This window comes from Blastococcus sp. OS1-29 (genome assembly GCF_057628075.1).
In genome coordinates, this window is record NZ_JBXXJK010000011.1 from 71,551 (window position 1) to 95,742 (window position 24,192).

The 24,192-nt window shown below is 71.8% G+C and carries 28 protein-coding genes; 17 read left to right on the top strand and 11 right to left on the bottom strand.

Annotated features, from left to right (window positions below):
• Window positions 1–5 precede the first annotated feature (5 nt).
• A complete protein-coding gene (locus AC2H4J_RS23005) occupies window positions 6–698 on the bottom strand; it encodes a hypothetical protein (protein ID WP_487467248.1) in 693 nt (230 codons plus the stop codon).
• A 121-nt stretch (window positions 699–819) separates the two neighbouring features.
• A complete protein-coding gene (locus AC2H4J_RS23010) occupies window positions 820–2,205 on the bottom strand; it encodes a DUF4407 domain-containing protein (RefSeq protein WP_487467249.1) in 1,386 nt (461 codons plus the stop codon).
• Between the two features lie 200 nt (window positions 2,206–2,405).
• Between AC2H4J_RS23010 and AC2H4J_RS23015 the strand changes: the two genes are divergently transcribed.
• Entirely contained in the window at window positions 2,406–3,239 is an 834-nt protein-coding gene (locus AC2H4J_RS23015) for a hypothetical protein (protein ID WP_487467250.1), read from the top strand.
• Here AC2H4J_RS23015 and AC2H4J_RS23020 read toward each other — a convergent pair.
• Window positions 3,236–3,481: a hypothetical protein gene (locus AC2H4J_RS23020; RefSeq protein ID WP_487467251.1), complete on the bottom strand. Its 246-nt coding sequence runs from the start codon at window positions 3,479–3,481 to the stop codon at window positions 3,236–3,238. The genes AC2H4J_RS23015 and AC2H4J_RS23020 overlap by 4 nt on opposite strands.
• A gap of 76 nt (window positions 3,482–3,557) precedes the next feature.
• On the opposite strand from AC2H4J_RS23020, the gene AC2H4J_RS23025 reads away from it, so the two are divergent.
• Window positions 3,558–4,274 carry a DUF6308 family protein gene (locus AC2H4J_RS23025; RefSeq protein WP_487467252.1) on the top strand — a complete coding sequence of 239 codons (717 nt, stop codon included), beginning with the start codon at window positions 3,558–3,560 and terminating at the stop codon, window positions 4,272–4,274.
• 80 nt (window positions 4,275–4,354) lie between these two features.
• A complete protein-coding gene (locus AC2H4J_RS23030) occupies window positions 4,355–4,975 on the top strand; it encodes a hypothetical protein (protein ID WP_487467253.1) in 621 nt (206 codons plus the stop codon).
• On the opposite strand, the gene AC2H4J_RS23035 is transcribed toward AC2H4J_RS23030, so the two are convergent.
• Window positions 4,972–5,544, bottom strand: a complete 573-nt coding sequence (locus tag AC2H4J_RS23035) for a TIGR03086 family metal-binding protein (RefSeq protein ID WP_487467254.1) — start codon at window positions 5,542–5,544, stop codon at window positions 4,972–4,974. The two genes, AC2H4J_RS23030 and AC2H4J_RS23035, sit on opposite strands and share 4 nt — an antisense overlap.
• Before the next feature lie 44 nt (window positions 5,545–5,588).
• Here AC2H4J_RS23035 and AC2H4J_RS23040 point away from each other — a divergent pair, with 44 nt between their 5' ends.
• Window positions 5,589–6,008, top strand: coding sequence for a DUF1810 domain-containing protein (locus tag AC2H4J_RS23040; RefSeq protein WP_487467255.1), 420 nt, complete (start codon window positions 5,589–5,591; stop codon window positions 6,006–6,008).
• Between the two features lie 95 nt (window positions 6,009–6,103).
• Window positions 6,104–6,724 carry an antibiotic biosynthesis monooxygenase family protein gene (locus AC2H4J_RS23045; protein ID WP_487467256.1) on the top strand — a complete coding sequence of 207 codons (621 nt, stop codon included), beginning with the start codon at window positions 6,104–6,106 and terminating at the stop codon, window positions 6,722–6,724.
• A 51-nt stretch (window positions 6,725–6,775) separates the two neighbouring features.
• Here AC2H4J_RS23045 and AC2H4J_RS23050 read toward each other — a convergent pair whose 3' ends face one another.
• Window positions 6,776–7,243: a hypothetical protein gene (locus AC2H4J_RS23050; protein ID WP_487467257.1), complete on the bottom strand. Its 468-nt coding sequence runs from the start codon at window positions 7,241–7,243 to the stop codon at window positions 6,776–6,778.
• A 176-nt stretch (window positions 7,244–7,419) separates the two neighbouring features.
• On the opposite strand from AC2H4J_RS23050, the gene AC2H4J_RS23055 reads away from it, so the two are divergent.
• From AC2H4J_RS23055 to AC2H4J_RS23070, 4 genes are all read left to right on the top strand, one after another.
• Window positions 7,420–9,390, top strand: coding sequence for a histidine kinase (locus AC2H4J_RS23055; protein WP_487467258.1), 1,971 nt, complete (start codon window positions 7,420–7,422; stop codon window positions 9,388–9,390).
• Window positions 9,383–10,051, top strand: coding sequence for a response regulator transcription factor (locus AC2H4J_RS23060; RefSeq protein WP_487467259.1), 669 nt, complete (start codon window positions 9,383–9,385; stop codon window positions 10,049–10,051). Before AC2H4J_RS23055 ends, AC2H4J_RS23060 begins: the two co-directional genes overlap by 8 nt.
• A 102-nt stretch (window positions 10,052–10,153) precedes the next feature.
• Window positions 10,154–10,774, top strand: coding sequence for an antibiotic biosynthesis monooxygenase (locus AC2H4J_RS23065; RefSeq protein WP_487467260.1), 621 nt, complete (start codon window positions 10,154–10,156; stop codon window positions 10,772–10,774).
• 106 nt (window positions 10,775–10,880) lie between these two features.
• Window positions 10,881–11,618, top strand: a complete 738-nt coding sequence (locus tag AC2H4J_RS23070) for a hemerythrin domain-containing protein (RefSeq protein WP_487467261.1) — start codon at window positions 10,881–10,883, stop codon at window positions 11,616–11,618.
• A 172-nt stretch (window positions 11,619–11,790) separates the two neighbouring features.
• On the opposite strand, the gene AC2H4J_RS23075 is transcribed toward AC2H4J_RS23070, so the two are convergent.
• On the bottom strand, window positions 11,791–13,296 hold the full coding sequence (locus tag AC2H4J_RS23075; RefSeq protein WP_487467262.1) for a class I adenylate-forming enzyme family protein: 1,506 nt from the start codon (window positions 13,294–13,296) through the stop codon (window positions 11,791–11,793).
• Window positions 13,297–13,352: 56 nt separating this feature from the next.
• Here AC2H4J_RS23075 and AC2H4J_RS23080 point away from each other — a divergent pair, with 56 nt between their 5' ends.
• The 5 genes from AC2H4J_RS23080 to AC2H4J_RS23100 all read left to right on the top strand — a co-directional run bounded on the left by AC2H4J_RS23080 (window position 13,353) and on the right by AC2H4J_RS23100 (window position 16,936).
• On the top strand, window positions 13,353–14,375 hold the full coding sequence (locus AC2H4J_RS23080) for a glutathione S-transferase family protein (RefSeq protein ID WP_487467263.1): 1,023 nt from the start codon (window positions 13,353–13,355) through the stop codon (window positions 14,373–14,375).
• 54 nt (window positions 14,376–14,429) lie between these two features.
• The gene (locus tag AC2H4J_RS23085) at window positions 14,430–14,852 is read left to right on the top strand and encodes a hypothetical protein (protein WP_487467264.1); all 423 of its coding nucleotides are present in this window, start codon (window positions 14,430–14,432) and stop codon (window positions 14,850–14,852) included.
• Window positions 14,849–15,346 carry a hypothetical protein gene (locus AC2H4J_RS23090; protein WP_487467265.1) on the top strand — a complete coding sequence of 166 codons (498 nt, stop codon included), beginning with the start codon at window positions 14,849–14,851 and terminating at the stop codon, window positions 15,344–15,346. The genes AC2H4J_RS23085 and AC2H4J_RS23090 overlap by 4 nt, the downstream gene beginning before the upstream one ends.
• 91 nt (window positions 15,347–15,437) lie before the next feature.
• Window positions 15,438–16,010: a hypothetical protein gene (locus AC2H4J_RS23095; RefSeq protein ID WP_487467266.1), complete on the top strand. Its 573-nt coding sequence runs from the start codon at window positions 15,438–15,440 to the stop codon at window positions 16,008–16,010.
• Window positions 16,007–16,936 carry a hypothetical protein gene (locus tag AC2H4J_RS23100; protein WP_487467267.1) on the top strand — a complete coding sequence of 310 codons (930 nt, stop codon included), beginning with the start codon at window positions 16,007–16,009 and terminating at the stop codon, window positions 16,934–16,936. The genes AC2H4J_RS23095 and AC2H4J_RS23100 overlap by 4 nt, the downstream gene beginning before the upstream one ends.
• A 1-nt stretch (window position 16,937) precedes the next feature.
• On the opposite strand, the gene AC2H4J_RS23105 is transcribed toward AC2H4J_RS23100, so the two are convergent.
• Genes AC2H4J_RS23105 through AC2H4J_RS23115 form a run of 3 tightly spaced genes read right to left on the bottom strand, consistent with a single transcriptional unit; the run spans window position 16,938 to window position 19,284 of the window.
• Complete coding sequence (locus tag AC2H4J_RS23105; RefSeq protein ID WP_487467268.1) at window positions 16,938–17,825, bottom strand: SGNH/GDSL hydrolase family protein; 888 nt, start codon at window positions 17,823–17,825, stop codon at window positions 16,938–16,940.
• Window positions 17,825–18,559: an alanyl-tRNA editing protein gene (locus AC2H4J_RS23110; protein ID WP_487467269.1), complete on the bottom strand. Its 735-nt coding sequence runs from the start codon at window positions 18,557–18,559 to the stop codon at window positions 17,825–17,827. Before AC2H4J_RS23110 ends, AC2H4J_RS23105 begins: the two co-directional genes overlap by 1 nt.
• Window positions 18,560–18,618: 59 nt before the next feature.
• Window positions 18,619–19,284: a hypothetical protein gene (locus AC2H4J_RS23115; protein ID WP_487467270.1), complete on the bottom strand. Its 666-nt coding sequence runs from the start codon at window positions 19,282–19,284 to the stop codon at window positions 18,619–18,621.
• 163 nt (window positions 19,285–19,447) lie between these two features.
• On the opposite strand from AC2H4J_RS23115, the gene AC2H4J_RS23120 reads away from it, so the two are divergent.
• Window positions 19,448–20,605 (top strand): sensor histidine kinase, encoded by a 1,158-nt coding sequence (locus AC2H4J_RS23120; protein WP_487467271.1) that lies wholly within the window; start codon window positions 19,448–19,450, stop codon window positions 20,603–20,605.
• Entirely contained in the window at window positions 20,599–21,276 is a 678-nt protein-coding gene (locus tag AC2H4J_RS23125; RefSeq protein WP_487467272.1) for a response regulator, read from the top strand. Before AC2H4J_RS23120 ends, AC2H4J_RS23125 begins: the two co-directional genes overlap by 7 nt.
• A gap of 53 nt (window positions 21,277–21,329) precedes the next feature.
• Here the strand turns inward: AC2H4J_RS23125 and AC2H4J_RS23130 are convergent, their stop codons facing one another.
• Window positions 21,330–21,866, bottom strand: coding sequence for a DUF4839 domain-containing protein (locus AC2H4J_RS23130; protein ID WP_487467273.1), 537 nt, complete (start codon window positions 21,864–21,866; stop codon window positions 21,330–21,332).
• Window positions 21,867–22,124: 258 nt separating this feature from the next.
• Here AC2H4J_RS23130 and AC2H4J_RS23135 point away from each other — a divergent pair, with 258 nt between their 5' ends.
• Window positions 22,125–22,745 (top strand): hypothetical protein, encoded by a 621-nt coding sequence (locus tag AC2H4J_RS23135; RefSeq protein ID WP_487467274.1) that lies wholly within the window; start codon window positions 22,125–22,127, stop codon window positions 22,743–22,745.
• An 18-nt stretch (window positions 22,746–22,763) separates the two neighbouring features.
• On the opposite strand, the gene AC2H4J_RS23140 is transcribed toward AC2H4J_RS23135, so the two are convergent.
• On the bottom strand, window positions 22,764–23,735 hold the full coding sequence (locus tag AC2H4J_RS23140) for an aldo/keto reductase (protein WP_487467275.1): 972 nt from the start codon (window positions 23,733–23,735) through the stop codon (window positions 22,764–22,766).
• Between the last annotated feature and the right edge of the window lie 457 nt (window positions 23,736–24,192).

A 24,192-nucleotide genomic window follows, 5' to 3' on the forward strand; every position in this document is an offset into this window, starting at 1 on the left:
GCTCCTCACTGGTCCCGTCCGGACTCAAAGCGCCAAACCGCGTGGTCCAGAGTGCTTGCCCGGATGGCGAACTGTGCCGCGACATCTGTAACCAGGGCTCGGGCCCGCTCCGGGGACAACGTCGCCCCGTCCGCGCCGACCGCCCTCGACACGTACCGAAGGATCATGCGGTCGACCTTGACCCCGTCGTGGCCGGCCAGCATGAGGAAGTACGACCAGGTGATCCCCGATGACTGGCTGACCACTCCGCGCCAAGCGCGTTCGACCTCCGCCGCCCGTCCGTCAGCCAGGGCGGTGCGCAGGTCGCTCACAGAGTCGATGTGAAGCGCTTCCAGTCGCTCGGCGGCCTGCAGGATGGCCTGCGCCTTCAGAGGCGCGTGCTTTCTGGCGTAGGTCCGGTTCAGGTTACCGATGCGCTCGGCCCATCCGACGGCTCCACCAAGCTCTTCGAACGAAGCGAGCAAGGCTCGCACCCCATCAGCGTCAGCCCTTGCCCCCTGATCGCGCCGGTACCTGCGGTACCTCTGCACGACGTTGACGACGCTCGAATAGTGCGGCCCGGTCGACTGCAGGCTGTCGATCACGCACAGGGCGAGGCTCTCCGGGTAGCCCGCCATGGCCTTCCAGGCAGCCGGGTCCCCCAGCGTCTCGCGGCAGTAGGCAGCGAGCCGAACGACTTCGTCAACATCGCTGTCCATTCCATATACCTACCGTCTCGGTGAAGGCCGCCGCGGTAGGCAGCATCGACTGACGGCTACCGTGCGCAACGCAAAGCAACTCGCCACGGGCCGTCGACCGCCTCGCGGAGCCGTCGCGCTCTCAGACGGCGGCGGCTTCGCGGTCGGCCGGGCGGCGGCGGACCGAACGCACCGTCCGGACGGCGGCGTTGCGGGCCAGCTCGCGGATCGGCCCGGTGTCCCACATCCGCGACGGCTCGGACGCCGGCTCCTCCGCGGCCACCGGACGGCCCGCGACGACGTCCGCCAGCGCCGCGCGACGACGAGCCATGACGGCCTGCTTCTGCCGGTCGACCCGCTCCTGCTCGGCCATCACCAGCAGCTCTTCCTTGGCCTTGGCCACGGTCAGCCGCGACTCCTGCGCCAGCTCCTCGATCTCGACGTCGCCGGTGTCGCGGAGCTGCGCGAGCCGGTCGTAGGCCGACGGCGGGCTGAAGTTCAGCAGCAGCTTCATCAGCACCGGCAGGATCTCCACGCTCATGAACAGCAGCGAGAGCATGAACTGCGCGGCGGCGAGCGTCCCGTTCTCGTTGCCCAGCCGGTCCAGCGCCTCCAGGCGCATCAGGATGCCGCCGGAGCCGTCGTTGGTCGCGTCGAACGCGGCCTGCAGCCGGTCCTGCTCCGCGGTCAGCCGGGTGAGCGTGGCCTGGTCGTCGGCCAGCGACGAGCCGGCCAGCTGCGCACTCCGCGACTGGGCCGCCGAGGCGGCAGACGTCGCATCAGCGAGGGCCGAGCGGGCCGCAGAGACCACCGCGCCCTGCGCGTCGGCCGCCGCCCGCGCCTGCTGGTAGGCCGTCCCCGCTCCGCGCTCCCCGGTCCCACACGTGCCGTCCAGCTCGCACTGCGCCTTCGCCTCGAGCGTCTGCGCCGTGGCCAGCGCCGCGTCCAGCTCCGCCTGGCGAGCGGCCACCGAACCCTGCACCACCGCGAGGCCGGCGTCGGTCTGCCCGCCGGAGGCCACCACCGACTCGGCCGTGGAAATCCTCGAGCGAAGCGCCGGGAGATCGGCGAAGCGGGCGTCGGAATCCAGCCCGGTCCGGTAGGCGTCGGAGCGCTCGGTCTGCATCTGCACGATCTCGGCGTCGATCTCCTTGTGGAAGACCTGCAGCGTCAGCGGCGTCGCCACGACGATGCCGAGGATCAGCGCCAGCCCGACCCGCGGGACGGCGAGGACCAGATTCCGCTTCCACGACGCGTCGTGGCCCATCCCGACCAGCACCATCCGGTCGAGGTTGACGATCACCGCACCCCAGCCGAGGCCGATCAGCAGCGCGAACGGCCACCACACGCCCAGCGCCATGTGCACCGCGAACGCGGCCGAGACGGCGGCGAGCCCACCGGTGCTGAGCAGCACGCCGCCCAGCGCCACGAACTTCGCGCGGGCGCCCGGCGCCGCGGCCAGCACGTCGGGGCGGGCTCCCGCCAGGACGGCCATGCCGTTGCCGATCCGCCCTCGTCGGAACCTCATGCAGTGCACCCCCGAACGACGGGGGTCGTGGATGAGCCGCCGTCCTCACGTGTCCTTATCGGCAGGACCGGCGGACCGTCCGACCGTGAGCGACATCGCCCGCGCACCGGCGTGGGAAGCTGGACGCATCTGACCGACGCCGACGAGGCTGGCTCGCCGTCCCGGCCGTGCACGGATCCACCGACGGACGGGGAAACCACATGCCTTTGATCGCCTGCCCCACCTGCAACAGCGAAGACATCAACGGCACCGCGCAGCCGGACAGCCGGCTGCTGATCCACTGCAACGACTGCGGCCACGAGTGGCTGCGCGGCGAGGCCCGCCGCGACCCGGCCCGACCTGCGGTCCAGACCTTCGAGTCGCTGCACTCCTCGTTCCCGACGCCGCACGACGTCCGCCCCGACGTCCGCGAGCGGGTGGACGCGCTGAAGGCCGACTTCCTGCTCGAGCGTCGCGAGCCCGACGCCGAGGCCGAGAAGTTCCGCACCCGGTACCAGGAGCTCTTCAGCGCCGACGGCCTGGCCGCCGCGCCGCCCGAGCAGCTCTACGAGTTTGCGAACTCCGACACGATCGCGAGCGCGGGCAACATGTCCGGCTTCAACCGGGCGTGGAAGACGCAGGGGCCGGACAAGGGCGGGCAGAAGGTCCGCGAAACGATCGAGTACCTGCTGCGCGGCCCGGACAGCATCCGCCTCGAGGACCGGCTGACCCAGCTGATCGACGGCAAGAAGGTCGGCTTCCCGTCGTTCAACAAGGAGCCGCTGCTCACCAAGGTGCTGTGCGTCGTCGAGCCGGAGCGGTTCCTGCCGGTGCTGCGCTACTCGGCGCCGACCGACGGCAAGAAGGTGATCGTCAAGCTGGTCTTCGACCTCGATCTGCCGCACGCCGAGAAGGTGGCCTGGACGATCGGCCGGCTGGTCGTCTGGAGCAACGACCTGCTGCGCTCACTGGTCGGCAACGACATCCCCGACCTGCAGCACGCGACGCAGTTCCTCGCCTGGGCCAAGACCCGCCCGGCGCTCTCGCGCGACTAGGGACGGCGGGAGACCGGCGGCAGCCAGCCGGAGGCGAGCTTGGCGTAGACCGCCTGCAGCGCCTCCAGCGGCGACATGTGCTCGATGGTCTGCAGGCGCTGCACCTCGGCGAGCACGCCCTCCCACGAGTCGGCCGGCGCGACCTCGCGGACTCGTTTGCGGGCGGCGGCGATGTCCGCGGTGATCCCGGTCGGCACGGCGACGCGCGGGGCGGGCACGGATCCGACGGGCTCGACGTCCATGGCGCGCAACATAGGCCGTCGGGGCCCCGATGTGCGAGGCCTGCGCACCCCTGAGAGGGATGGGGAGGATGAGGCGGTGAGCGACGCGATCGTGCTGCCGAGTGTCGGCCCGGAGCCGATCCCGGCCGACACCGCGCTGGCCGCCGTCCTCGGCTACGCGCACGGCCGGCGCCCGCTGTACTTCCGCTCCCCCAGCGCCCCGGCCGGCCGCTGGGTGCAGATCCCTGCCTTCGGCTACGAGCGGTTCGACGTCCGCGCGCGGGCGGACGGCCCGCTCGGCGAGGCCGACATCCTGGTCGCCGAGGGCCTGCACGGCCGGCTCGACCCCGCCGCCTGGGCTGCGACGAAGCACCGCCTGGACGACGTCCGGCCCCTGTTCGAGGCGCTGGTCGACCGGGCGGACGGACGGCGGTTCGCGGACCTTGCGGACGACGAGTTCTCCGTGCTCGCCGAACCTGGGACGGTCGGCGCGCTGCTGCGGGCGATCGGCACCGACAAGCACGTGACCGCCGCGCTGCACCACCGCCGTCCCGAGCTGGTGCCGCTGACCGTGCGCGCCACCCGCTGGCAGCTGCTCCCCCACGTCCGCGAGGGCGACAGCGGGGTCGAGGCGGTCGTCCACCGCGAGCTGCGCGCCAACGCCGACGCGTTCTCGGTGCTCTGCGCCGCGCTGGCCGACAGCGGCATCGAGCTGAGCGCGCTGCGTGTGCACGACGTGCTGTTGTGGCTCAGCAGCACGCTGCGACTGACGCACGCGGTGACGCTGGGTCGGGAATCCGTCGCCGCGCGGTAACGCACGAACCCGTTCCACCCGACGCTCGCCTCGGGCACAGTGGGCACCCGCGACGGGGGAATCCGGACAGGAGTCGTGCCATGTACGCCCGATCCGCCACCGTGCAGGGCGGCCCGCAGACCATCGACCGGGCCGCCGCCTACCTGCGCGACAAGGTGATGCCCGCCGTGCAGGGCCTGGACGGCTACGTGGGCCTGTCGATGCTGGCCGACCGCGGCAGCGGCCGCTGCATCGCGACGACGTCCTGGGCGACCGAGGAGGCCATGCACGACAGCGAGTCGCCGTTGCACGCGCTGCGCGGGCGGTTCGGCGAGATCCTCGGCGGGCGCCCGGAGGTGCAGGAGTGGGAGATCGCCGTGGTGCACCGCGCCCGGCACACCCCGCCCGGCGCCTGCGCCCGCGTCGTGTGGACCCGCGGCGGGTCCGCCAACCGGCAGACGGCGCTCGACACCTTCCGGCTCGCGGTGCTCCCCCGCCTCGCGGAGCTGCCCGGCTTCTGCAGCGTGAGCATGCTGGTCGACCCCGAGTCCGGCCGCTCCGTGTCGTCGTCGGTGTACGAGAGCCGCGACGCCATGGCCTCGGCGGCCGCCACGGCGGTGCCGCTGCGCGAGGAGTTCACCCGCTCGGTGGGCGGTGAGATCACCGAGGTCGCCGAGTTCGAGGTCGTCCTCGCGCACCTGCGGGTGCCCGAGACGGTCTAAGGCCGCCACCCCGGGTCGCGGCCGGTGGCACCGAGCAGCCGATCGAAGGCGCTCGCGTCGTCGCCGACCGGCACCTCGGGGCCGTACATCCCGTTGCGCACCTCCGGCGCGCCGGCGGCGAGCTCGCGCGCGAACTCGAGACACCGCTGCGCAGCGGCATCGTCGACCTCGTAGCGCCGGCCGGTGGCGACCGCGAGATCCCACCCGTGCACCAGCACCTCGTTGAGCGCGATCACGCCCATCGCGGCGGCCGGCAGCTTCGCCCCGCCGACCTCGGTGATCCCCTCCCACGCGGCGGGCTGCCGCCACGCGGCTACCAGTGCGTCGAGCTGCCGGGGCAGCCGCTCCCGCCAGTCGGCCGGCAGCTGGTCGGCGTCCGCCCGCGGCGCCCCCTGCTGCGGTTGCTTCTCCGCACCCAGCCGGAACGCCACCGTCAGCCCCACGAAATGGTCGAGCATCCCGGCGACCGAGGTGCCGGTGCACGGCGTCGGACCGGCGAGCTGGTCGTCGCGCACGGCACTGATCACCTCCGCGACCGCGGCGGCGGTGGGTGCAAGGTCGGTCGTCATCGGTCCTCCCGGTGCGGGGCTCCAGCTCATCAGATACTTCCCGGATGAGCGATCCCTTCGACCTCCAGCGGTTCGTCGACGCCCAGGCCCAGACGTACGAGCAGGCGCTGTCCGAGCTGCGCGCCGGCGCGAAGCGCACCCACTGGATGTGGTTCGTCTTCCCGCAGATCGCCGGGCTGGGCCGCAGCGGCATGACGCAGCGGTTCGCGATCTCCGGCCTGGCCGAGGCCCGCGCCTACGCCGCGCACCCGACGCTGGGCCGGCGGCTGGTCGAGTCGGCCCGGGCGCTCACCGACCTCGACACCGCCGACCCGGTCGCCGTCTTCGGCTCGGTCGACGCCCAGAAGCTCCAGTCGTCGATGACCCTGTTCGCCCGCGCCGTGCCGGACGAGCCGGTGTTCCGGCAGGTGCTCGACCACTACTTCGACGGCGCCGAGGACGTGGGGACGACGAGCCGTCTCTGAGCGCGCCCGGGACGGTTGCCTCCACCACCCCGGGGCGAGGAGCGTGGGCCGGGCGGCGAGGCCGCCCCGGCGTCGCCGCTCCCGAGGGAGGTGCCATGTACGCCCGCACCAACACCGTTCAGACAGACCCGCAGACCATCGACGAGGGCATCGCGAACGTCCGCGACGAGGTGATGCCCCTGGTGATGGGGATGGACGGCTGCATCGGGCTGTCGATGCTCGCCGACCTGGACTCCGGCCGGTGCATCGTGACGACGGCCTGGCGGACCGAGGAAGCGATGCACGCGAGCGAGGAAGGCATCCGCGCCAGCCGCGAGCGGGCCGCGCAGGTGTTCGGCGAGATGCCGGCAGTCGCCGAGTGGGAGATCGCCGTCATGCACCGGATGCACGAGACCGGTGACGGAGCCCGGACGCGGGTCATCTGGGGGCACACCGCGCCCGGCCACCTGGACGATCTGCTGACCGTCTTCCGTACCAGCGTCATGCCACAGATGGAAGAGCTGCCCGGCTTCGCCAGCTGCAATCTGATGATCAACCGGGGCACCGGCCAGATGGCGCTGGCCGTCAACTACGACCGGCCGGCGACCATGCAGCAGGCCAACGACCGCGCGACGGCCCTGCGTCGCGAGGCGTCCGCCGCGATGGGGATGGAGCTCGACGAGGTCGCCGAGTTCGATCTCGTTCTCGCGCACCTGAGGGTCCCCGAGACCGTCTGAGACGCGATCCGGCCGGCGCCCCGGGGCGTCCGGGCACCGGCCGGGACGACGTCACGCCTGTGAGCGCGCCCCGAACACCGGGCGGATCATCAGCAGCTGCCCGGCGACGGCGATCAGGCAGGTGATCAGGTCGAAGGGCATCGCGCCCAGCGCGAACGCGTGCACGGCGAAGATGGCGGGCACGACCCACGCCACGTACCAGGCGCCCCGCCGGCCCGTGCGGACGCCGCCGATCAGCACCGCGAGCGCGAACAGCCCGGTGCCGACCATGTAGGTGGCCATGTACTTCGCCAGTTCGCCCGCGTAGTCGAAGGTCCATCCCGGTGCCTCGCTGAACCGCTGCCCGGTGCAGCACAGCGAGCCGACGATCGGCGTGCTCGGGCTCTCGGCGGAGAAGTACGCCTGGAAACCGAAGACCACCATCACCGCGGCCAGCAGGGCGACCAGCACCCACCCTTTCCGCTCCACGGCGCTGCCGGCCAGCCGCACTCGCGCCTCGGTGTCCAGCGTCTCGACCATGTTCGTCTCCTCGTGTCCGGCGGGCGGCTCCCGTCGAGCAGCCCGGCACGGCGACGCTAGGAACGGGCGGGGCGCACCGGCTGTCGAGCCGGCCACCGGAACCGGCGGGTACTCCTCCGATGGAATGTGCGGTCAACCCCACCCTGCGCGGCCCTTCCGGACCCCAGAATGCCGTCATGACCAGCGCCGGACGCCGAATCGCCGCGGTGCTCACCGTGCTCGGCGGGCTGTCGGTCGTCGGACTGCTGACACTGGTGGCGCGCACCGGCGACCCCGATCCGCTGCTGCCCTCCGCGCTGGCGGCCGCGTTCCTGGTCGCCGGGGCGGTCGGTGCGCGGGCGCGTCCCGATCACCGCGGCCTGCAACTGCTGCTCGCCGTCGGGACCGCCCACCTCGCAGCCTTCGCGCTCACGCTGCTGCTCGGTGTCACCCGGCCGACCGGCTGGGTCCCGTGGCTGGTCGCGCTGCTCGGCGACGGCCTCTATCTCGCCGGGTTCGTGCTGCTGGCGCTGCTGGTGGCCACCTATCCGACCGGCCGGCTGTCGAGCCGCGGGCTGCGGTGGTTCGCGGCCGTCTGCGTGGTGACCGCGACGGTCGCCCTGCTCGTCGAGGCGCTGCTGCACCCGCGCCTCGGGCTGGCGGTCGACGCGGGTCTGGCCGCCGTCCCCGCTCCCCCGCCGCTGCCCCTCGCCGACGTCGGGCTCTCGCTGGTCGGCGCGGTGCCGGCGCTGGTGGTCGCCGGCGTCGTCGTCCTCGTCGTCCGGGCCCGGCGGTTGTCCGGCGACGAGCGCGGCGCGCTGGGCTGGGCGTCGCTCGCCGGGGGCGTGATGGCCCTGATGCTGGCGGCCACCCCGCTCGCGGCCGTCGTCCTGCCCGACACGGTCTGGTCGGTCGCCTTCGTGACCGTGGTCAGCGCCGTCCCGTTCGTGCTGCTCGGCGGGCTGGTGCGCTACCGGCTGCTGCAGGTCGACCTCTACCTCGTGCGCACGGTCGGCCGCGGAGCCGTGGCGCTGGTCGTGCTCGCCGCCTACGCCGGGGCCACCGCGCTGCTCGGCGAGGCCGGGTTCGTCGCGGCCGCCGTCGGGCTGACCGTGCTCGCGGCGCTGACCGGCGGCCCGGTGCTGCGGCGGGTGGAGTCGGTGGCCGACCGCTGGCTGACCGGCGGTCGCGTCGCCCGCCGCGGCCTGCTCGACCAGCTGGTCGCGGCCCTGCCGGGCAGTGCCGACGACCTGGCCGAGCGGATCTGCCGGATGGTGTCCGGGGGCCTCGACGTCGCCTGGACCCGGGTGGTGGTGCACGGTGCGGTGCGGGCGGGTCCGGACGGCGCGGCAGAGGTCGTCGTCCCCCTCCGGGTCGGGGCGACGGACGTCGGCGCGCTCGAGTGCGGACCTCGCCGGGGCGGCTGGGGGCGGTCGGAGCTGGCCCGGCTGGAGTCGCTGGCCACCCCCGCGGCGCTGGCGCTGCACGAGCGGGAGCTGTCCCGCGAGCTGGCCGGGCGGGTCGACGAGCTGACCGCCTCCCGCGCGCGGCTGGTGCAGGTGGAGCAGGCCGTGCGCCGGCAGGTCGAGCGAGACCTGCACGACGGCGCCCAGCAGCTGCTCGTCGCCCTGCTCGCCCGGCTGGCGATCGCGCGGGCGTCGGTGTCCGACCCGCCGACGCTCGCCGCGCTGGAGACCGCGCACGAGCTGGCCGGCCGGTGCCTGCGGGACCTCCGGGCACTGGTCGCCGGCCTGCACCCCGCGCTGCTCGGCGACAAGGGACTCACCGCGGCGGTGGGCGCACGCGCCGACCTGCTGCCGATCGCAGTGACCGTCGACGCGGACCCGCGGGTGGCCGACGGCCGGTTCCCCGCCGAGATCGAGAGCGCCGCCTTCTTCGTCGTCTGCGAGGCGCTGGCGAACGTGCTGAAGCACTCGGGGTCGAACACGGCCCGGGTGGTGCTGTCGCCACTGCCCCCGCACGGGCTGCGGGTGGCCGTCAGCGACGAGGGCAGCGGCGCCGCGAACTCCGCCGGCAGCGGCCTCGCCGGGCTGCGGGATCGGGTGGAGGCCCTGGGCGGCGCGTTCCGGCTGGTCGCCGTCCCCGACGTCGGGACGACGGTCGTCGCGGAGTTCCCGGTCGACCACGCGGCGGTGCTGCATGGCTGAGCGGCCGCTGCGGGTGATCGTGGCCGACGATCACTACCTCGTGCGCGAGGGCGTCCGGCAGCTGCTGGAGCTGGGCGGCGAGGTCTCGGTCGTGGCCGGCGTGGGGACGGCGGTGGAGCTGCTCGACGCCGTCGGGAAGCAGCCGGTCGACGTCGTCCTCACCGACATCCGGATGCCGCCGGGCCATCACCTGGAGGGCATCGAGGCGGCCCACGAGGTGCGCGCCCAGTACCCGGGGGTGGGTGTCGTCGTCCTGTCCGCGCATGCCGAGGAGGCCTACGCGCTCGAGCTGTTCCGCGACGGCACCGCGGGGCTGGCGTACCTGCTGAAGGACCGCGTCGGCGACCGGTCGGAGCTGCTGCGTGCCATCCGGGCGGTGGCCGCGGGCGAGAGCGTCATCGATCCGCTGGTCGTGGAGACGATGCTGCGCCGCCGGTCGAAGGACTCCTCGGTGCTGGACCGGCTCACCCCCCGCGAGCGCGACGTGCTGGAGCAGATGGCGACCGGCCGCTCGAACCCGGCGATCGGGGAGACCCTGTTCCTCAGTGTCTCGGCCGTCGAGAAGAACATCACCGCGATCTTCACCAAGCTCGGCCTGACCGAGGAGCGCACGCACCACCGGCGGGTCGCGGCGGTGCTGGCCTTCCTGGGCGAGCGGTGAGCGCACGACATGGGGCCCTTGCGCCGGGCCGCATGGGCGACGAGCGTGAGCTACGGCGGCGTGGCCGCTGGGGCCACGCCCTCCCGTCGAAGGAGTGGTGGCATGTACGCCCGGACCAACACATTCATGGCCGACCCGCAGGCGATCGACGCCGGCATCGCGAACGTCCGCGACGAGGTGATGCCTCTGGTCCAGGGGATGGAGGGGTTCATCGGGATGTCGATGCTCGCCGACCGCAGCTCCGGCCGGTGCATCGCGACGACGGCCTGGCGAACCGAGGAGGCGATGCACGCGAGTGCGGAAGGAGTCCGGGCCAGCCGGCAACGAGCGGGGCAGATCTTCGGCGCGCAGCCCGAGGTGGCCGAGTGGGAGATCGCGGTCATGCACCGGCTGCACGACACCGGCGAGGGCGCGCGGACCCGGGTCATCTGGAGCCACACCGACCCCGGCCACCTGGACGACCTCCTCAGCACCTTCCGCATGACGATGATGCCCAAGATGGACGAGGTGCCCGGCTCCGCGAGCAGCAACCTGATGGTCAACCGCGGCAGCGGCGCCATGGCATTGGCCGTCACCTACGACAGCGCGGACGCCATGCGGCAGGCCAACGATCGCGCGGCTGCGCTACGCCGGGAGTCGATCGACGTCTTGGGGTGGGAGATCGACGAGGTCGCCGAGTTCGATCTCGTGATCGCGCACCTGAGGGTTCCCGAGACGGTGTAAGTCTGCGATCCGGAAGAATGTCCCGGTTGTCCGGGACAGCTGTACCTATCCGCCGGGACGCGCCTCTACCCAGCGTGCCGTGCAACCGATCTGGACGAGGTGCCCGATGACCGCCGTGCTCCCGCGACCGACCCAGCTGCGCATCCCGACGCCGCGGCTGCCCCTCGAACCGGTCACCCGCAGCACGCCCGCGGTCGCCTACCAGCGGGTGCTGCACCAGACCGTGCGCCGCGAGTTCCGCCTGCTGGCCGGCCTGGCCTCGTGGGCGCCGGTCGACGACGCCGTCCGGACGGCCGAGATCACCCGGCACGCCGACCTGATCGCCCGCGTCCTGCTGCAGCACCACGCCACCGAGCGCGAGCTGCTCTGGCCGGCGCTGTTCCGGAGCCTCCCTGACCCCGAGGCCTCCCGGGACGCCGTCACCGGGTGGACGTCGCGCACCGCGCTGCTCGACCACCACCTGCGCGACCTGTCGACGGTGGCGCGGCAGTGGGCGGTCGCACAGACCGCGCCCGCGCGCGACGCGTTCGTTCGCGCCTGCACCCGGCTGGCGGACGACGTCGACGCGGCCACCGCGGCCGAGGAGCGCGACCTGCTGCCGCTGCTGTCGGCGTACCTGCCGGACAGCGAGTGGACGGCGATCACCCGCGCCGCGTGCACGGCGCTGTCCGGGCGGGAGCAGATGTTGGTGCTCGGCCTCGCGCTGGAGGACGCCTCGGCGATCGACCGGGCCCGCCTGCTCGCCGGCCTGTCCCCGGCGGCGCGCACGGCCTGGCGGGTCTTCGGACGGCGCGACTTCCACGCGGCCGTCGTCCGGCTGCGCGGCGCTCCTCCGGCGGCCTGATTCGGGAAGCACTTCCCTCCAGGCCTCCGTCGGCCCTAGCGTTCCTCCGTCGACGGTGGGTGAGGTGGACTGACCGAGCGAAGATCAGGCACCGGGACTGAGAGCCTGTCGCGCAGCTGACCTCGGCCGTAGAGACGCGTCCCTTTTGTCGCTGCCCCACCCACCGTCGGCCTCAGCGCCGCGGGACGGCGATCCAGTCGTCCGACCCGCGCAGCGGCGCCTTGAGCACCTTGCCGCCGGCGTTGCGCGGCAGCGGCCCGTCGAGCACCCGCACGAACTGCGGCACCTTGAAGTCGGCCAGCTGCTCGCGGGCGTAGGCGATCAGCGAGGGCACCAGCGTCTCCGCGGTCACCCCCGGCTGCGGCAGGACGACGGCGCCCACCTTCTCCCCCATCACCGGGTCCGGGACGCCGACCACGGCCACCTCGATCACGTCCGGGTGGGCGCACAGCGCGTTCTCGACCTCGACGGAGTACACGTTCTCCCCGCCGCGGTTGATCATGTCCTTAGCACGGTCGACGATCCGCACGATGCCGTCGTCGATGCGGGCGACGTCACCGGTGTGCAGCCACCCGTCAACGAACGTCTCCGCCGTCCGCTCCGGGTCGCCCCAGTAGCCGGCCACCACGTTCGGCCCGCGGATCAGCAGCTCGCCGAGGTCGGGAGCGTCGATGCGCACGTCGTTGACCGGCGTCGGGAAGCCGACCGCGTCGGCGTGCTCGGCGGCGTACTCGTGCGGGAGGAAGGTGGCCAGCGCGGTGGTCTCGGACAGGCCGAAGCCGTTGCCGAGGCGCGCGGTCGGGAACGCCGCCATCAGCCGGTGCACGAGCTCGGGCGCGATCGGGGCGCCGCCGTAGCTCAGCGTGCGCACGCTCGAGACGTCCGTCGTCGCGAAGTCGGGGTGCCGCAGCACCAGCTCGTAGATCGTCGGCACGCTGGTGAGCTGGGTGATGCCGTACCGCGGGATCGCGGCGAGAAAATCGGCCGGGGCGAACCGCGGCATGATCACCGACGTCCCGCCGAGCGACGCCTGGGTCATGAACTGCGAGCAGCAGCCGGTGACGTGGAACAGCGGCACCGAGATCAGCGTCGCCTGCCCGGGCTCGCGCGGCAGCTCCCGGCAGCGGATCGCTCCCTCCAGCGAGGACAGGAAGTTCTCGTGCGTGACCATCGCGCCCTTGGGCCGGCCGGTGGTGCCGCTCGTGTAGAAGAGCGCGGCGACGTCGGAGTGCTCGGGGTCGGGCAGGTCGACCGGCTCACCGTCGGGCAGCGGCTCGCCGGGACGGACGACGTACTCCGCCGCGCAATCGCTCAGCACGTAGTCGGCCTCGACCTGGGACAACCGCGTGTTCAGGGGGACGACGACGGCGCCGGCGAGGTGCGCGCCCCAGAAGGCCAGCGCCCAGTCGAGCCCGTTGCCGATCTGCAGCGCGACCCGATCGCCCGGGTGGACGCCCTGTGCCCGCAGCCCCCCGGCCACCCGTCCGGCGCGCTCCCACAGCTCGGCGTACGTCGCCGAAGGCCCACCGAGCTCGACGACCGCCGTCCGCTCGCCGTGCTGCTCGACGGTCGCCCGGAGCATGCGGACGACGTTGCGCGGGAGCCCGGCGTACCGCTTGACGCCGTCCGCGCCGGTCTCGATGCCGCTGCTGTCGAAGGGGCTGTGCACGTTCCGCATTCTGCGCTCGCCCCTCGGGTGGGCGCCGCGGGCGGTGCTCGGGAAGAGTGGGGTCCGTGAGCGACCAGGGTTATGTCGAGAAGGAGTTCAAGCGCGACTCCAGTTACATCCCGGACCGGATCACCGCCGACGGCCGCGACGGGTGGCCGGTCGAGCCCGGCCGCTACCGGCTGATCGCGGCGCGGGCGTGCCCGTGGGCGAACCGGGCGATCATCGTGCGCCGGCTGCTCGGGCTGGAGTCGGTGATCTCGATGGGGTTGTGCGGGCCGACCCACGACGAGCGCAGCTGGACCTTCGACCTCGACCCCGACGGCCGCGACCCGGTGCTCGGGTACGAGCGGCTGCAGGAGGCATACTTCGCCCGCGATCCGGAGTACCCGAAGGGCATCACGGTGCCGGCGATGGTCGACGTCCCGACGAAGGCCGTCGTCACGAACGACTTCCCGCAGATCACGCTGGACTTCTCGACCGAATGGACGGAGTACCACCGTCCCGGTGCGCCCGACCTGTATCCGGAGAAGCTGCGCGACGAGATGGACGAGGTGATGCAGCGGGTCTACGTCGAGGTCAACAACGGCGTGTACCGGTGCGGCTTCTCCGGCTCGCAGCGGGCGTACGACAAGTCGTTCGAGCGGCTGTTCACCGCGATGGACTGGCTCGAGGATCGGCTGTCGTCGCAGCGCTATCTCGTGGGCGAGACGATCACCGAGGCCGACGTCCGGCTGTTCACGACGCTGGCCCGCTTCGACGCCGTCTACCACGGCCACTTCAAGTGCAACCGGCAGAAGCTGACCGAGTTCCGGGCGCTGTGGGCGTATGCACGCGACCTGTTCCAGACACCCGGGTTCGGCGACACGATCGACTTCCCGCAGATCAAGGAGCACTACTACGTCGTCCACAAGGACATCAATCCGACGCAGATCATCCCGGACGGTCCGGACACCTCTGTCTGGCTGACGCCGCACGGCCGCGAGGAGCTCGGCGGGTCGCCGTTCGGTGACGGGACGCCGCCCGGGCCGGTGGCTCCTGGCGAGGAAGTGGCGCCTGATCACGGAGCAGGAGGCATTCCGCACCGCTGACCGGCCTGTGGACAACTCCGTCGTCGGACGGCCGAATTTGATTCGGTGAGCGGCATGACGACGCCATCCCTCGCCGAGGTCCCCATTCGTTCCGCCGACGAGTTGACCACCCGCTGGACGGTGTTGCTCGACCCGCCCGTGTTCGGCGCACGAAGTCTGTGGCTGATGTGGATCGACGACGACGGCCTGATGCTGCCGTTGGTGATTCCGGTCGACGGCATCCGGCCGGTCCCTGACCGCGACATGCTGGGCGGCTTGCTCGACCTGCACGACGTCGTCGCCGCCGAGCACCTGGCCGGCGAGGGACACCTCGCGATGGCACTGTGCCGACCTGGGCCTGCGGCCATCACCGAGGACGACGACGAGTGGGCCGAGGCGCTGCACGACCGCCTGGACGACGGCCAGATCGACGGCACCTGGAGCCTGCATCTCGCTGCCGGTGGTTCCGTCATTCCCCTCGTTGGACTCCGGTCGTGACCCTCGATCCCGTGCCCCCGCCGGCGCCCGTGGTGCGCGGCCCACGGCGGCCGTCCATCGTGCTCGGCGCGCTCGTCACGAGTGCCTGTGTCGCGGCCGGGTCGGCGGTGGCTCTTTCCACCCTGCATTCCCTGGACACGCCCGCCGAGGTGGCCACGACCTACCTCGAGGCGCGATACGCAGGCGACTGGGACACGGCCTGGGCCATGCAGTGCGCCACGACCCACTTGCTGATCGGGAATCAATCGCGGTTTGCCGAGGGTGCCGCCACCTGGGACGAATACTTGGCACTTCCCCCGCACGTCGCGGTGGCGATTTCCGGCGACATCCACCCCGCAGAGGGGTTCGACTCGTTCGTCTCGGTGACCGCCACCGTCACGTCATCCGAGCGGCGAGGCTGGTCCCTCAGCGGTGAGGTGCCTCTTCTCATGAAGAACAACCAGATCCGGGTCTGCGACGGCGGTCTGAGCTTGGGACATGGCTTCCTCGACTGACCTTCGCCTCGGGTCACTCGATGCGGCGAAGGGGGACCAGTTGCCCACAGTTCCGGGACGGCGGCGCCTCGCCTTTGCGTACCCTGCCGCTGTGCGTGATCTTCGTTGGGCAGTTGCCGGTTTGATCGTCGGGACGACGCTGCTCAGCGGCTGCGCGGACAAGGTCGAGGCCAACGACACGCTGCCTTCGACCAGCGCCGCGGAGACGACCGACGCGCTCCCGCCGATGGGACCGGCCGACTTCCCGGTCCCGGCCGAGGCCCGCACCAAGGACGCGGCGGGCGCCGAGGCCTTTCTGCGCTACTGGATCGACTTGCTGAACCGGCAGCAAGCGGTTCCCGACGGGGGACCTATTCGTGACCTCGGCCCGGACTGCCAGGAGTGCCTTCGCATTGCGAAGGCGTTCGACGATGCGGCGGCGGCGGGCGAGACGTACGAAGGTGGACAACTGAGCCTCAACGACGTGACGGATCCTCGGCTCGTTGACGACTCGGCTTCTATCAACTTCGGGACTCGTGTCGAGCCCGTCGTCGTTCGCGATTCCGCCGGCACCCCGGTCCCGGACGGTGTTGGAGACCTCAATCGCAATGCCGGGTCCGGCATAACGCTGAGATGGTCCGCGGACGTCAACACCTGGCTCGTGATCGGCATGACCATCGGATGACCAAGTTGCTTGGACGCCTGTCTGCGGTGCTTGTCCTCAGTTCAGGCGCGGTCTTGTTCGCCACTACCGTTGCCGCGGCGTGCCCACGCATCGAGGGCTGCACCCCTACTGCCCAGCTCGGCGATGGAGCGGCAACCGTCAGCCATGAAGGCGCCGAGGTCGCTGAGATCGCCGGGGCTAAGGGCTCGCAAGTAACCGAGTTTGCGTGGCGGCTGATCGACAACTGCCTGAGCTCTGCCGAGACACGTGACTACTGCTCACCCACGGACATACGCCAATGCCCCCAGGTACCGAACCGCGTCATCACCTACCTAGTGGCTCAGTACCGGCCCGTCGTGCGACCGGACCTCAGGGTGAGGGTCGAGCCGGGAACCGAGGAAACCGCCCCTGCTCCCGCCGGTTTCGAGCCTGGGCAGCCGATCGGTAACTGGAGCCGCGCCAGCGAAGGCTGTTTCGACATCACGCCCCTGAACCCGCCGCCGTCGCCGGCGGAGGTGTTCAGCTACTTCCAGCGGCTGCCGCTCCCGACGCTGGCCACGCAGCACCAGCCGCCCGGCAACGGGCTGAGCGGACTACCGGTGATCTTCTACACCGACTCCCCCACCACGCAGACCTTCACGGTCGACATCCGCGGCTTCTCCGTCGTCATCAAGGCGGTCGCGCAGCGCTACACCTGGCACACCGGCGACCCACGCATTCCGGTGGTCACCAGCACCGAGCCCGGCCACGCCTACCCGCACCAGACGATCGAGCACCCGTACAGGTCGGGCACCTACACGGCCTTTCTCACGGTCACCTGGGGCGCGACGTTCACCGTCAACGGCGGGCCGCCCGATGACGTCGCCGGCACGACGACCACCGACGGCCCGCCGGTCACCTTCGACGTCCTCCAGGCGCGCGCCGTCCTCACGAACCCGTACGACTGAATCAGCCAGCGACCGACTCCACGGTGTCGGCGAGCAGTCGTTGGCCCTTGCCCGTCGGGTGCACGTCGTGCGGCAGCACCAAGCCGGCCGTGACGGCATCGCCGTTCGAGGCGGCCGCCGCCTTCTGGAAGGCCGCGAACGCATCGGCGACGGTCGCCTCGTTGGCCGCCGCGACGGCCGCGATCACCCCGTTCATCAGGTTCGAGGCCGTCGCCAGCGGTGAGCTGTAGTCGAGGGCGTAGTAGTTCACGACCACGATCTGGCCGCCGTAGTGCCCCTCGCCCCGGAGCCGCGACAGGATCTGGGCGAGGTTCGTCCGGATCGTCTGCCCCACCGCCTGGATCTCCGCCGGGTCCTGGCAGCGGTCGGCCGTCGCCGACTTGCAGATGAACCCGTCGTTCGCGCCGACCTGCACAGTGATCAGCCGGATGTCCCGGCTACGTCGCAGCGTCTCCAGCGCGAACTGCAGCTGCGACTGGTCCGGCGAGTCGTAGGTGACATGCAGGGGGAAGCTGTCGCGGAACCCGGTGTCCGAATCCGGCCGGTTCTCACAGCCGTTGCTGTCGGCGTTCGCATCCAGGAAGCTCGCCGTCGTCTCGCCCGGGCAGCTCGCGTTGATGACGTCGAGGCCGAGGTCCTTGCCGACCAGCTCGGGATAGCCCACGAAGTTGGTCGCATCCCGGTACTCGGTCGACGAGTTGCCGCGGAAGCCGAACGGCACCGAGTCCCCCAGCGCCAGATAACTACCGCGAGCCGCAGAGCTGGTCGGTGCGGCCGTGGCCGAACTGTGGGGCGCGTCGGCAGCCGACCCGCTGGCCGACGTGCACCCCGCGAGGACGACGACCGCCGAGAGTCCCGCCAGCAGCCGGCCCGCGAACGCACCGCGCATCAGACGATCCGGATGCGCAGCCGGCGGAACCCGCGGCCCTTGTTCTCCATCTTCACGACCTCGACCCGCCCGACCATCGAGGTCGACGCGACGTGCGTGCCGCCGTCCGCTTGCGTGTCCAGTCCGACGATGTCGACGATCCGCACCTGCTCGATGTCCGGCGGCAGCAGGTTGGTCGCCGTCCGGATGATGTCGGGAATCGCGAACGCCTCGGCGGCCGGCAGGGTCTTGATCTCGATCGGCCGGTCCGCCGCGATCTCGTCGTTGACCGCAGACGCGACCCGCTCCTTGAAGTCGGCCGGCACCTCGGCCAGGTCGAAGTCCATCCGCGCGGTGAGCGGCTCCATGTTGCCGCCGGTCACCAGTGCGCCGAAGTCCCGGAACACCACGCCGGTCAGCACGTGCAGTCCGGAGTGCGTGCGCATCAGCGCCGTCCGCCGGTCGTCGTCCAGCGCACCGCGCACCGCCGTCCCCGGCGGTGGAACCGGGTCGCCCTCCACCGGGATCAGGTACAGCTCGTCGCCCTTGCGCGTCCCGGCGATGCGGGTGCGGACTCCGCCCCACAGCAGCACGCCCTCGTCCGGCGGCTGGCCGCCCCCGCCGGGGTAGAAGGCCGAGCGGTCGAGGACGATCCCCTGCTCCGGGTCGGCCGCGATCACGGTGGCGTCCCACTCGCGCACGGTGGAATCGGCCAGATCCAGGCGATGGGTGTGCCCGTGGCTGTCGGCGCTCATGCCCCGATCATGCCGCTGTCAGGGTCCCGGTTCCCGAGACCCCGACAGCGGGAGGAGCGTCAGCCGACCGCGACCGGGTCCCGTGAGGCGACGCGCTCGCCGACCTCGACGCTCCGGAGTGGACGCACCGTCAGCGTGATGCTCACCAGCACGACCAGCAGCGTGATGCCGGCCATGGGCAGCACCGGGTTGCCCAGCACCGGCACCAGCAGCACGAGGACAGCGACGCCGAGCCAGCGGGGCACCGCCCGCGAGGCGAAGGCCGATGCCGCGAGACCCACCGCGAAGGTGCCCATCAGCGCGGTGCTCAGCAACATCCACACGCTGAACTCCGCGCTCCCCGCGAACCGGCTGACGTCGCCGCTCGGCGCGCCGACCGAGGTGAACGTCCGGGCGGCGGGAATCGCCATGTAGACGGCCCCGAACACCAGCACGGCGATCCCGAAGCCCCTGCCGGCGCCGTGCACCAGGCACTGGACCCGGAGGGAGGCACCCCCGGCAGCCAGGCGGTCCCGCACCGCGCCGGCGAAGACGAGGAAGAACGGCGCGGCGAGCATCGTGAGCGCGCCCGCGGCGAGCCAGGGCCCGTCGGGGTGAGTCGAGTACCAGGCGGCGATGCGGCTGTCGGAGTCGAACGGGGCCGCGGGATCCCAGAACCAGCCGACATCGAACAGGACGATGCCGGCGAGACCGGACAGCGGGGCGAGGCGTGCGGTGGTGGACATGGGTCGTCCTTCGCGATCGGGAGACCCCGGCGGGTCGTCGAGGTGCCGCCGACCGTAGGAACGGCGCGGGCGCATTCCATCCACCGCCGGATGGGTCTTCACCCGACGGGATCCATCGCGCGATGGACGCGCACGGGACGCCGGAATCCCTACTGTCTGCGCCATGAACCGGCTGCGCGCACCGTGGGTGGACGTCTTTCTCGTCCTGCTCGCAGGCGTCGAGGTCGCCACCGTGCTGGGCGGCCACGGCCCGAACCGGACGGCCGCAGCGGCACTGTCGGCGCTGTCGGCGCTGGTCTTCCTCGGCCGGCGGTGGCAGCCACTGGCCGCGAGCATCACCGCCTTCGCCGCGCTGACACTGTCGGTCGCCGTCATGCCGCACTCGACGACCGCCCAGTTCTTCGGCACCCTCGCCACCTTCGCGCTCACCGGCGCGGTCAACCGGGAGCGCGAGGCTGTCGTCGGCTGGCTCGCCGGCGCCGGGATGCTCGCCTACGCCTCCTGGGTCGACCCCTTCGGCGGCGGCGCGGGCGATTTCGTGCTCTCCCTCGCCTTCGGCACCGCGATGTGGGGTGCTGGGCTGCTGGTCTCCCGGCGCACCCGTGCCGCGACTGCCGCGGAGCTGCGCGCGGAACTGGCCGAGCGCGACCGGCAGGAGCAGGCCCGGCGCGCGGTCGAGGACGAGCGCGCGCACATCGCCCGCGAGTTGCACGACATCGTCAGCCACGGGCTCTCCGTCGTCGTCCTCCAGACGCTCGCCGCCCGCGCCGCGCTCGCCGACACCGGCGATCCCGCGGACGTCGACCGGCATCTGGACGCCGTCGAATCGACCGCCCGCGAGGCTCTGGGTGAGATGCGCCGGATGCTCGGCCTGCTGCACGGCGACGACCTGGCCGAACCGGCCGAACCCAGCCCCGGGGTGCACTCCCTCACCCAGCTCGTGGACCGGGCCGCCGCGGCCGGCCTGCACTTCGTCTCCGTCGAGCTGCCGCAGGACGCCGACCTGCCCGGCGGCCGGGGGTTGTCGGTCTACCGCGTCGTCCAGGAGGCGCTGACCAACGTCGTGAAGCACGCTCCCGGGTCGGACGTCGCCCTCGCCGTCCGGATCGACGGCGCCGAAGCCTCGGTCACGGTGACCAACGACGACGACAGCCGCCGTCCTGGCCCAGCGCCCGGCGCCGGCCACGGCCTGATCGGCATGCGCCAGCGCGCGGAGCTCTACGGCGGTCACTTCACCGCAGGGCGCACGGACGGCGGGTTCCGCGTCACCGCGACGTTCCCCCTGGACGACGTGCCGGCCTCCGCGGTGCCGCGGTGCTGAGCGAGGACGGCGTCATCGACGTCCTGCTGGCCGACGACCAGACCCTCGTCCGCGACGGCTTTCGCGCACTGATCGACCGCGAGCCCGACATGCGGGTGGTCGCGGAGGCGCCCGACGGCGTGGAGGCCATCGCGCTGACCCGCCGGCACCGACCGGACGTCGTCCTCATGGACATCCGCATGCCGCACATCGACGGCCTGACCGCGACGGCGCGGGTGCTCGCGCTCCCCCAGCCGCCACGTGTCCTGGTGCTCACCACGTTCGACCGCAACGAATGGGTCTACGACGCTCTGCGGGCCGGGGCGAGCGGCTTCCTCCTGAAGGACGTGCGCGCCGGGCAGCTCACCGACGCCATCCGCACGGTCGCCGCCGGCGAGGCCCTGCTGGCTCCGTCGATCACCCGGCGGCTGATCGAGCAGTTCGTCGCCCGGCGGCCGGTGGGGCGGCCGCAACCGCCGCCGGGCGTGCTCACCGACCGCGAGGCCGAGGTGCTGCGGCTGCTGGCGGCGGGACTGTCGAATGCGGAGATCGCCGACCGGCTCGTGATCGGCCATTCGACGGTGAAGACGCACGTCACCCGTGTGCTCACGAAACTCGACCTGCGCGATCGGGCCCAAGCGGTGGTCTTCGCCTACGAGACCGGGTTCGTGCAGGCAGGCGGCTCGATCTAGCCCGTACGCAGCCGGACGGGCTGAAGGCGGCTGTCGGCGTTCTTCGCCCGGTGCTACCTCCGTGTCAGGGCGGGCTCTCCTTCGTCAGCCACCAGGAAGAACTGATGCGCGTCGTACCCGTAGACCTCGCCGACCATGGCGTTCACACGAACGTTGTCTCCCGTGGAGAAGTCCTCGAGGGGGCTCTCGTGGCCGTACCAACTCAGCTGGAACACGGGCCCGTCGTGCGTGGGGGCACCCGCATCACCGGCCATGACGTTGATCGTCGACTTGCCGTTGTGCTCGCGCGGGTTGGTGTAGACGTCTGCCACGAAGCCGTCGAACTGGACGACCTTGAGGCGGTACTTCTCGGAGAAGGCGTTCACGGTGTCGCCGATGGCGGGGCCGCCCAGGAGAGCGGCCAGTTCCGGGTTCTTCTCGACCGTCAGGACGCCCGGGTTCTCGGACTTCTTGGCGTCGGCCTCGGTCGGCTCGGCGGGCGGGGCGGCCGACTCGGACGTCTGCGATGCGGCTTCAGTCGAATTGGCGGCCGGACCTGCACATCCCGCGAGCATGACGAGGAGCGTTCCGAGCAGGGCGATCCGTCTCATGGCGGCCAACGTAACGCGCGCCCGGGCAGCCGCCTCGACGCACGGTCCACGGTGCGCTCCCGGTCGGGTTCGTCAGCCGAGCGGAAGCCCTGGCGCGACGACGAAGCCCCACCGGACGTACTCCGCCGCCGAGTCGTCACGCGCGCACTCAGCGTGTGCGGACGCGATCCGACCGTTGCCTTCGACGGTCGCGGCGAGGATCTTGGAGGAAGCGGCGACGCCGCCAGGGGCTCGCCGGCGCACGAGAGGAGTGGTGGCATGTACGCCCGTTCCACCACCGTCCGAGGCACCCCTGAGGGCATGGACGCGGGAATCGCCTACGTCCGTACCGAGGTCATGCCCGCGGTCCAGCGCACGGACGGCTGCATCGGCCTGTCGATGCTCGCGGAGCGTGCGACGGGTCGCGGCATCGTCACGACCTCCTGGGCCGACCGCCAGTCGATCGAGAACAGCGCCGCGGAGGCGACTGCCATGCAGCAGCGCGCCGCCGAGCTCATGGGTGGCCCGGCGGACGTGCACGAGTGGGAAATCGCGCTCATGCACCGGCTGCACGCCGCCCACCACGGCGCCTGCGACCGGGTCATCTGGCATGACGGCGACCCGGCGGACCTCGACCGGATGATCGACACGTTCCGGATGACGGTGCTGCCCCAGCTGGAGGAACTGCCCGGCTGCTGCAGCGTCAGCGTCCTGATCGACCGCAGCAGCGGCGGCAGCGCGGTCACCGTCACCTACGACAGCCCGCAGGACATGCGCGCGGCGCGCGACCGGGCCGCCGAGTTCCGGACCGCTTTCATGGAGAACATGCACCGCACCATCACCGAGGTCGCGGAGTTCGAGCTCGTCGTGTCCGAGCTGCGGGTGCCCGAGACGGCCTGACCCGCCGGGCCGTGGACCTCAGAAGCCGACCACCGGGTGCGGGGTGTACGGCTCCTCCAGGGACGCGATCTCGTCCGCGGTGAGCGCGACGTCCACGGCGGCGATCGCGTCGTCCAGGTGCGTCATCTTCGTGACCCCCACGATCGGCGAGGTCACGACCGACTTCGACAGCAGCCAGGCCAGCGCGACCTGCGCCCGCGGCGCGCCGCGCGACTCGGCGATCGACGCCACCCGCTCGACGATCGTCCTGTCCGACGCCGGGTCGTACAGGCTCTTGCCGAACTCGTCGGTCTCCGACCGCGACGTCGTCTCGTCCCAGTCGCGCGTGAGCCGGCCGCGCGCCAGCGGACTCCACGGCAGCACCGCGATCGACTGGTCGGCGCAGAGCGGCAGCATCTCCCGCTCCTCCTCGCGGTTGAGCAGGTTGTAGTGGTCCTGCATGCTCACGAACCGCGTCCAGCCGTTGCGCTCGGAGGTGTGTAGCGCCTTGCTGAACTGCCACGCGTACATGGACGACGCCCCGATGTAGCGCGCCTTGCCCGCCTTCACCACGTCGTGGAGCGCCTCGAGCGTCTCCTCGATCGGCGTGTGCGGGTCCCACCGGTGGATCTGGTACAGGTCGACGTAGTCGGTGCCCAGCCGCCGCAGGCTGTGATCGATCTCGGTCATGATCGCCTTGCGCGACAGCCCGCGGCCGTTCGCGCCGGGCCGCATCTGCCCGTGCACCTTCGTCGCGATGACCACCCCGTCGCGGTCGGCGAACTCCTTCAGCGCCCGGCCGACGATCTCCTCGCTCGACCCGGCCGAGTACACGTTCGCCGTGTCGAAGAAGTTGATCCCGGCCTCCAGCGCCCGGCGGATCAGCGGCCGGCTCGCCTCCTCGTCCAGCGACCACGGGTGGTTGCCCCGGTTAGGGTCGCCGAAGCTCATGCAGCCCAGGCACACGGGTGAGACGTCGAGGCCGGTGCGGCCCAGCTTCCGGTAACGCATTCCTGCATTCGTACACGGCGGTCCCGGCGCCCGCCCGGCCAGCCAATGTGCCCCGCGACCGGGCATCCTGTGTCCCGAAGTTCCACATACGGCCCAGGGACGGATCCGGTGACGACGACCGAACCGAATGCGGGTGAGCACGAGCGCGGCCGGCACGCGAAGCGCGACGACGACGACCGGACTGCCGACCCGGCCGACGACGACCGGGAGCCCGCCCACGCCGCGCCCGACGACCCGGACTCCGACGACAGCTCACCGGAGGAGGACGACCCACCGGACGACGACCCACCGGCCGAACCGGATCCCCGAGTCATACGAACTCGTGGTGATCAGCCGCTCGGGTTCAAGGGGTCGATGCAACACCCCGGTGATTTGGGGTGGTGTCGATGGCGCGTCTGCGGCTGCCGAAGGAGATCGAGCGCAGGTTCTGGAGGCTGATCGCTGAGGGGCTGCCGAC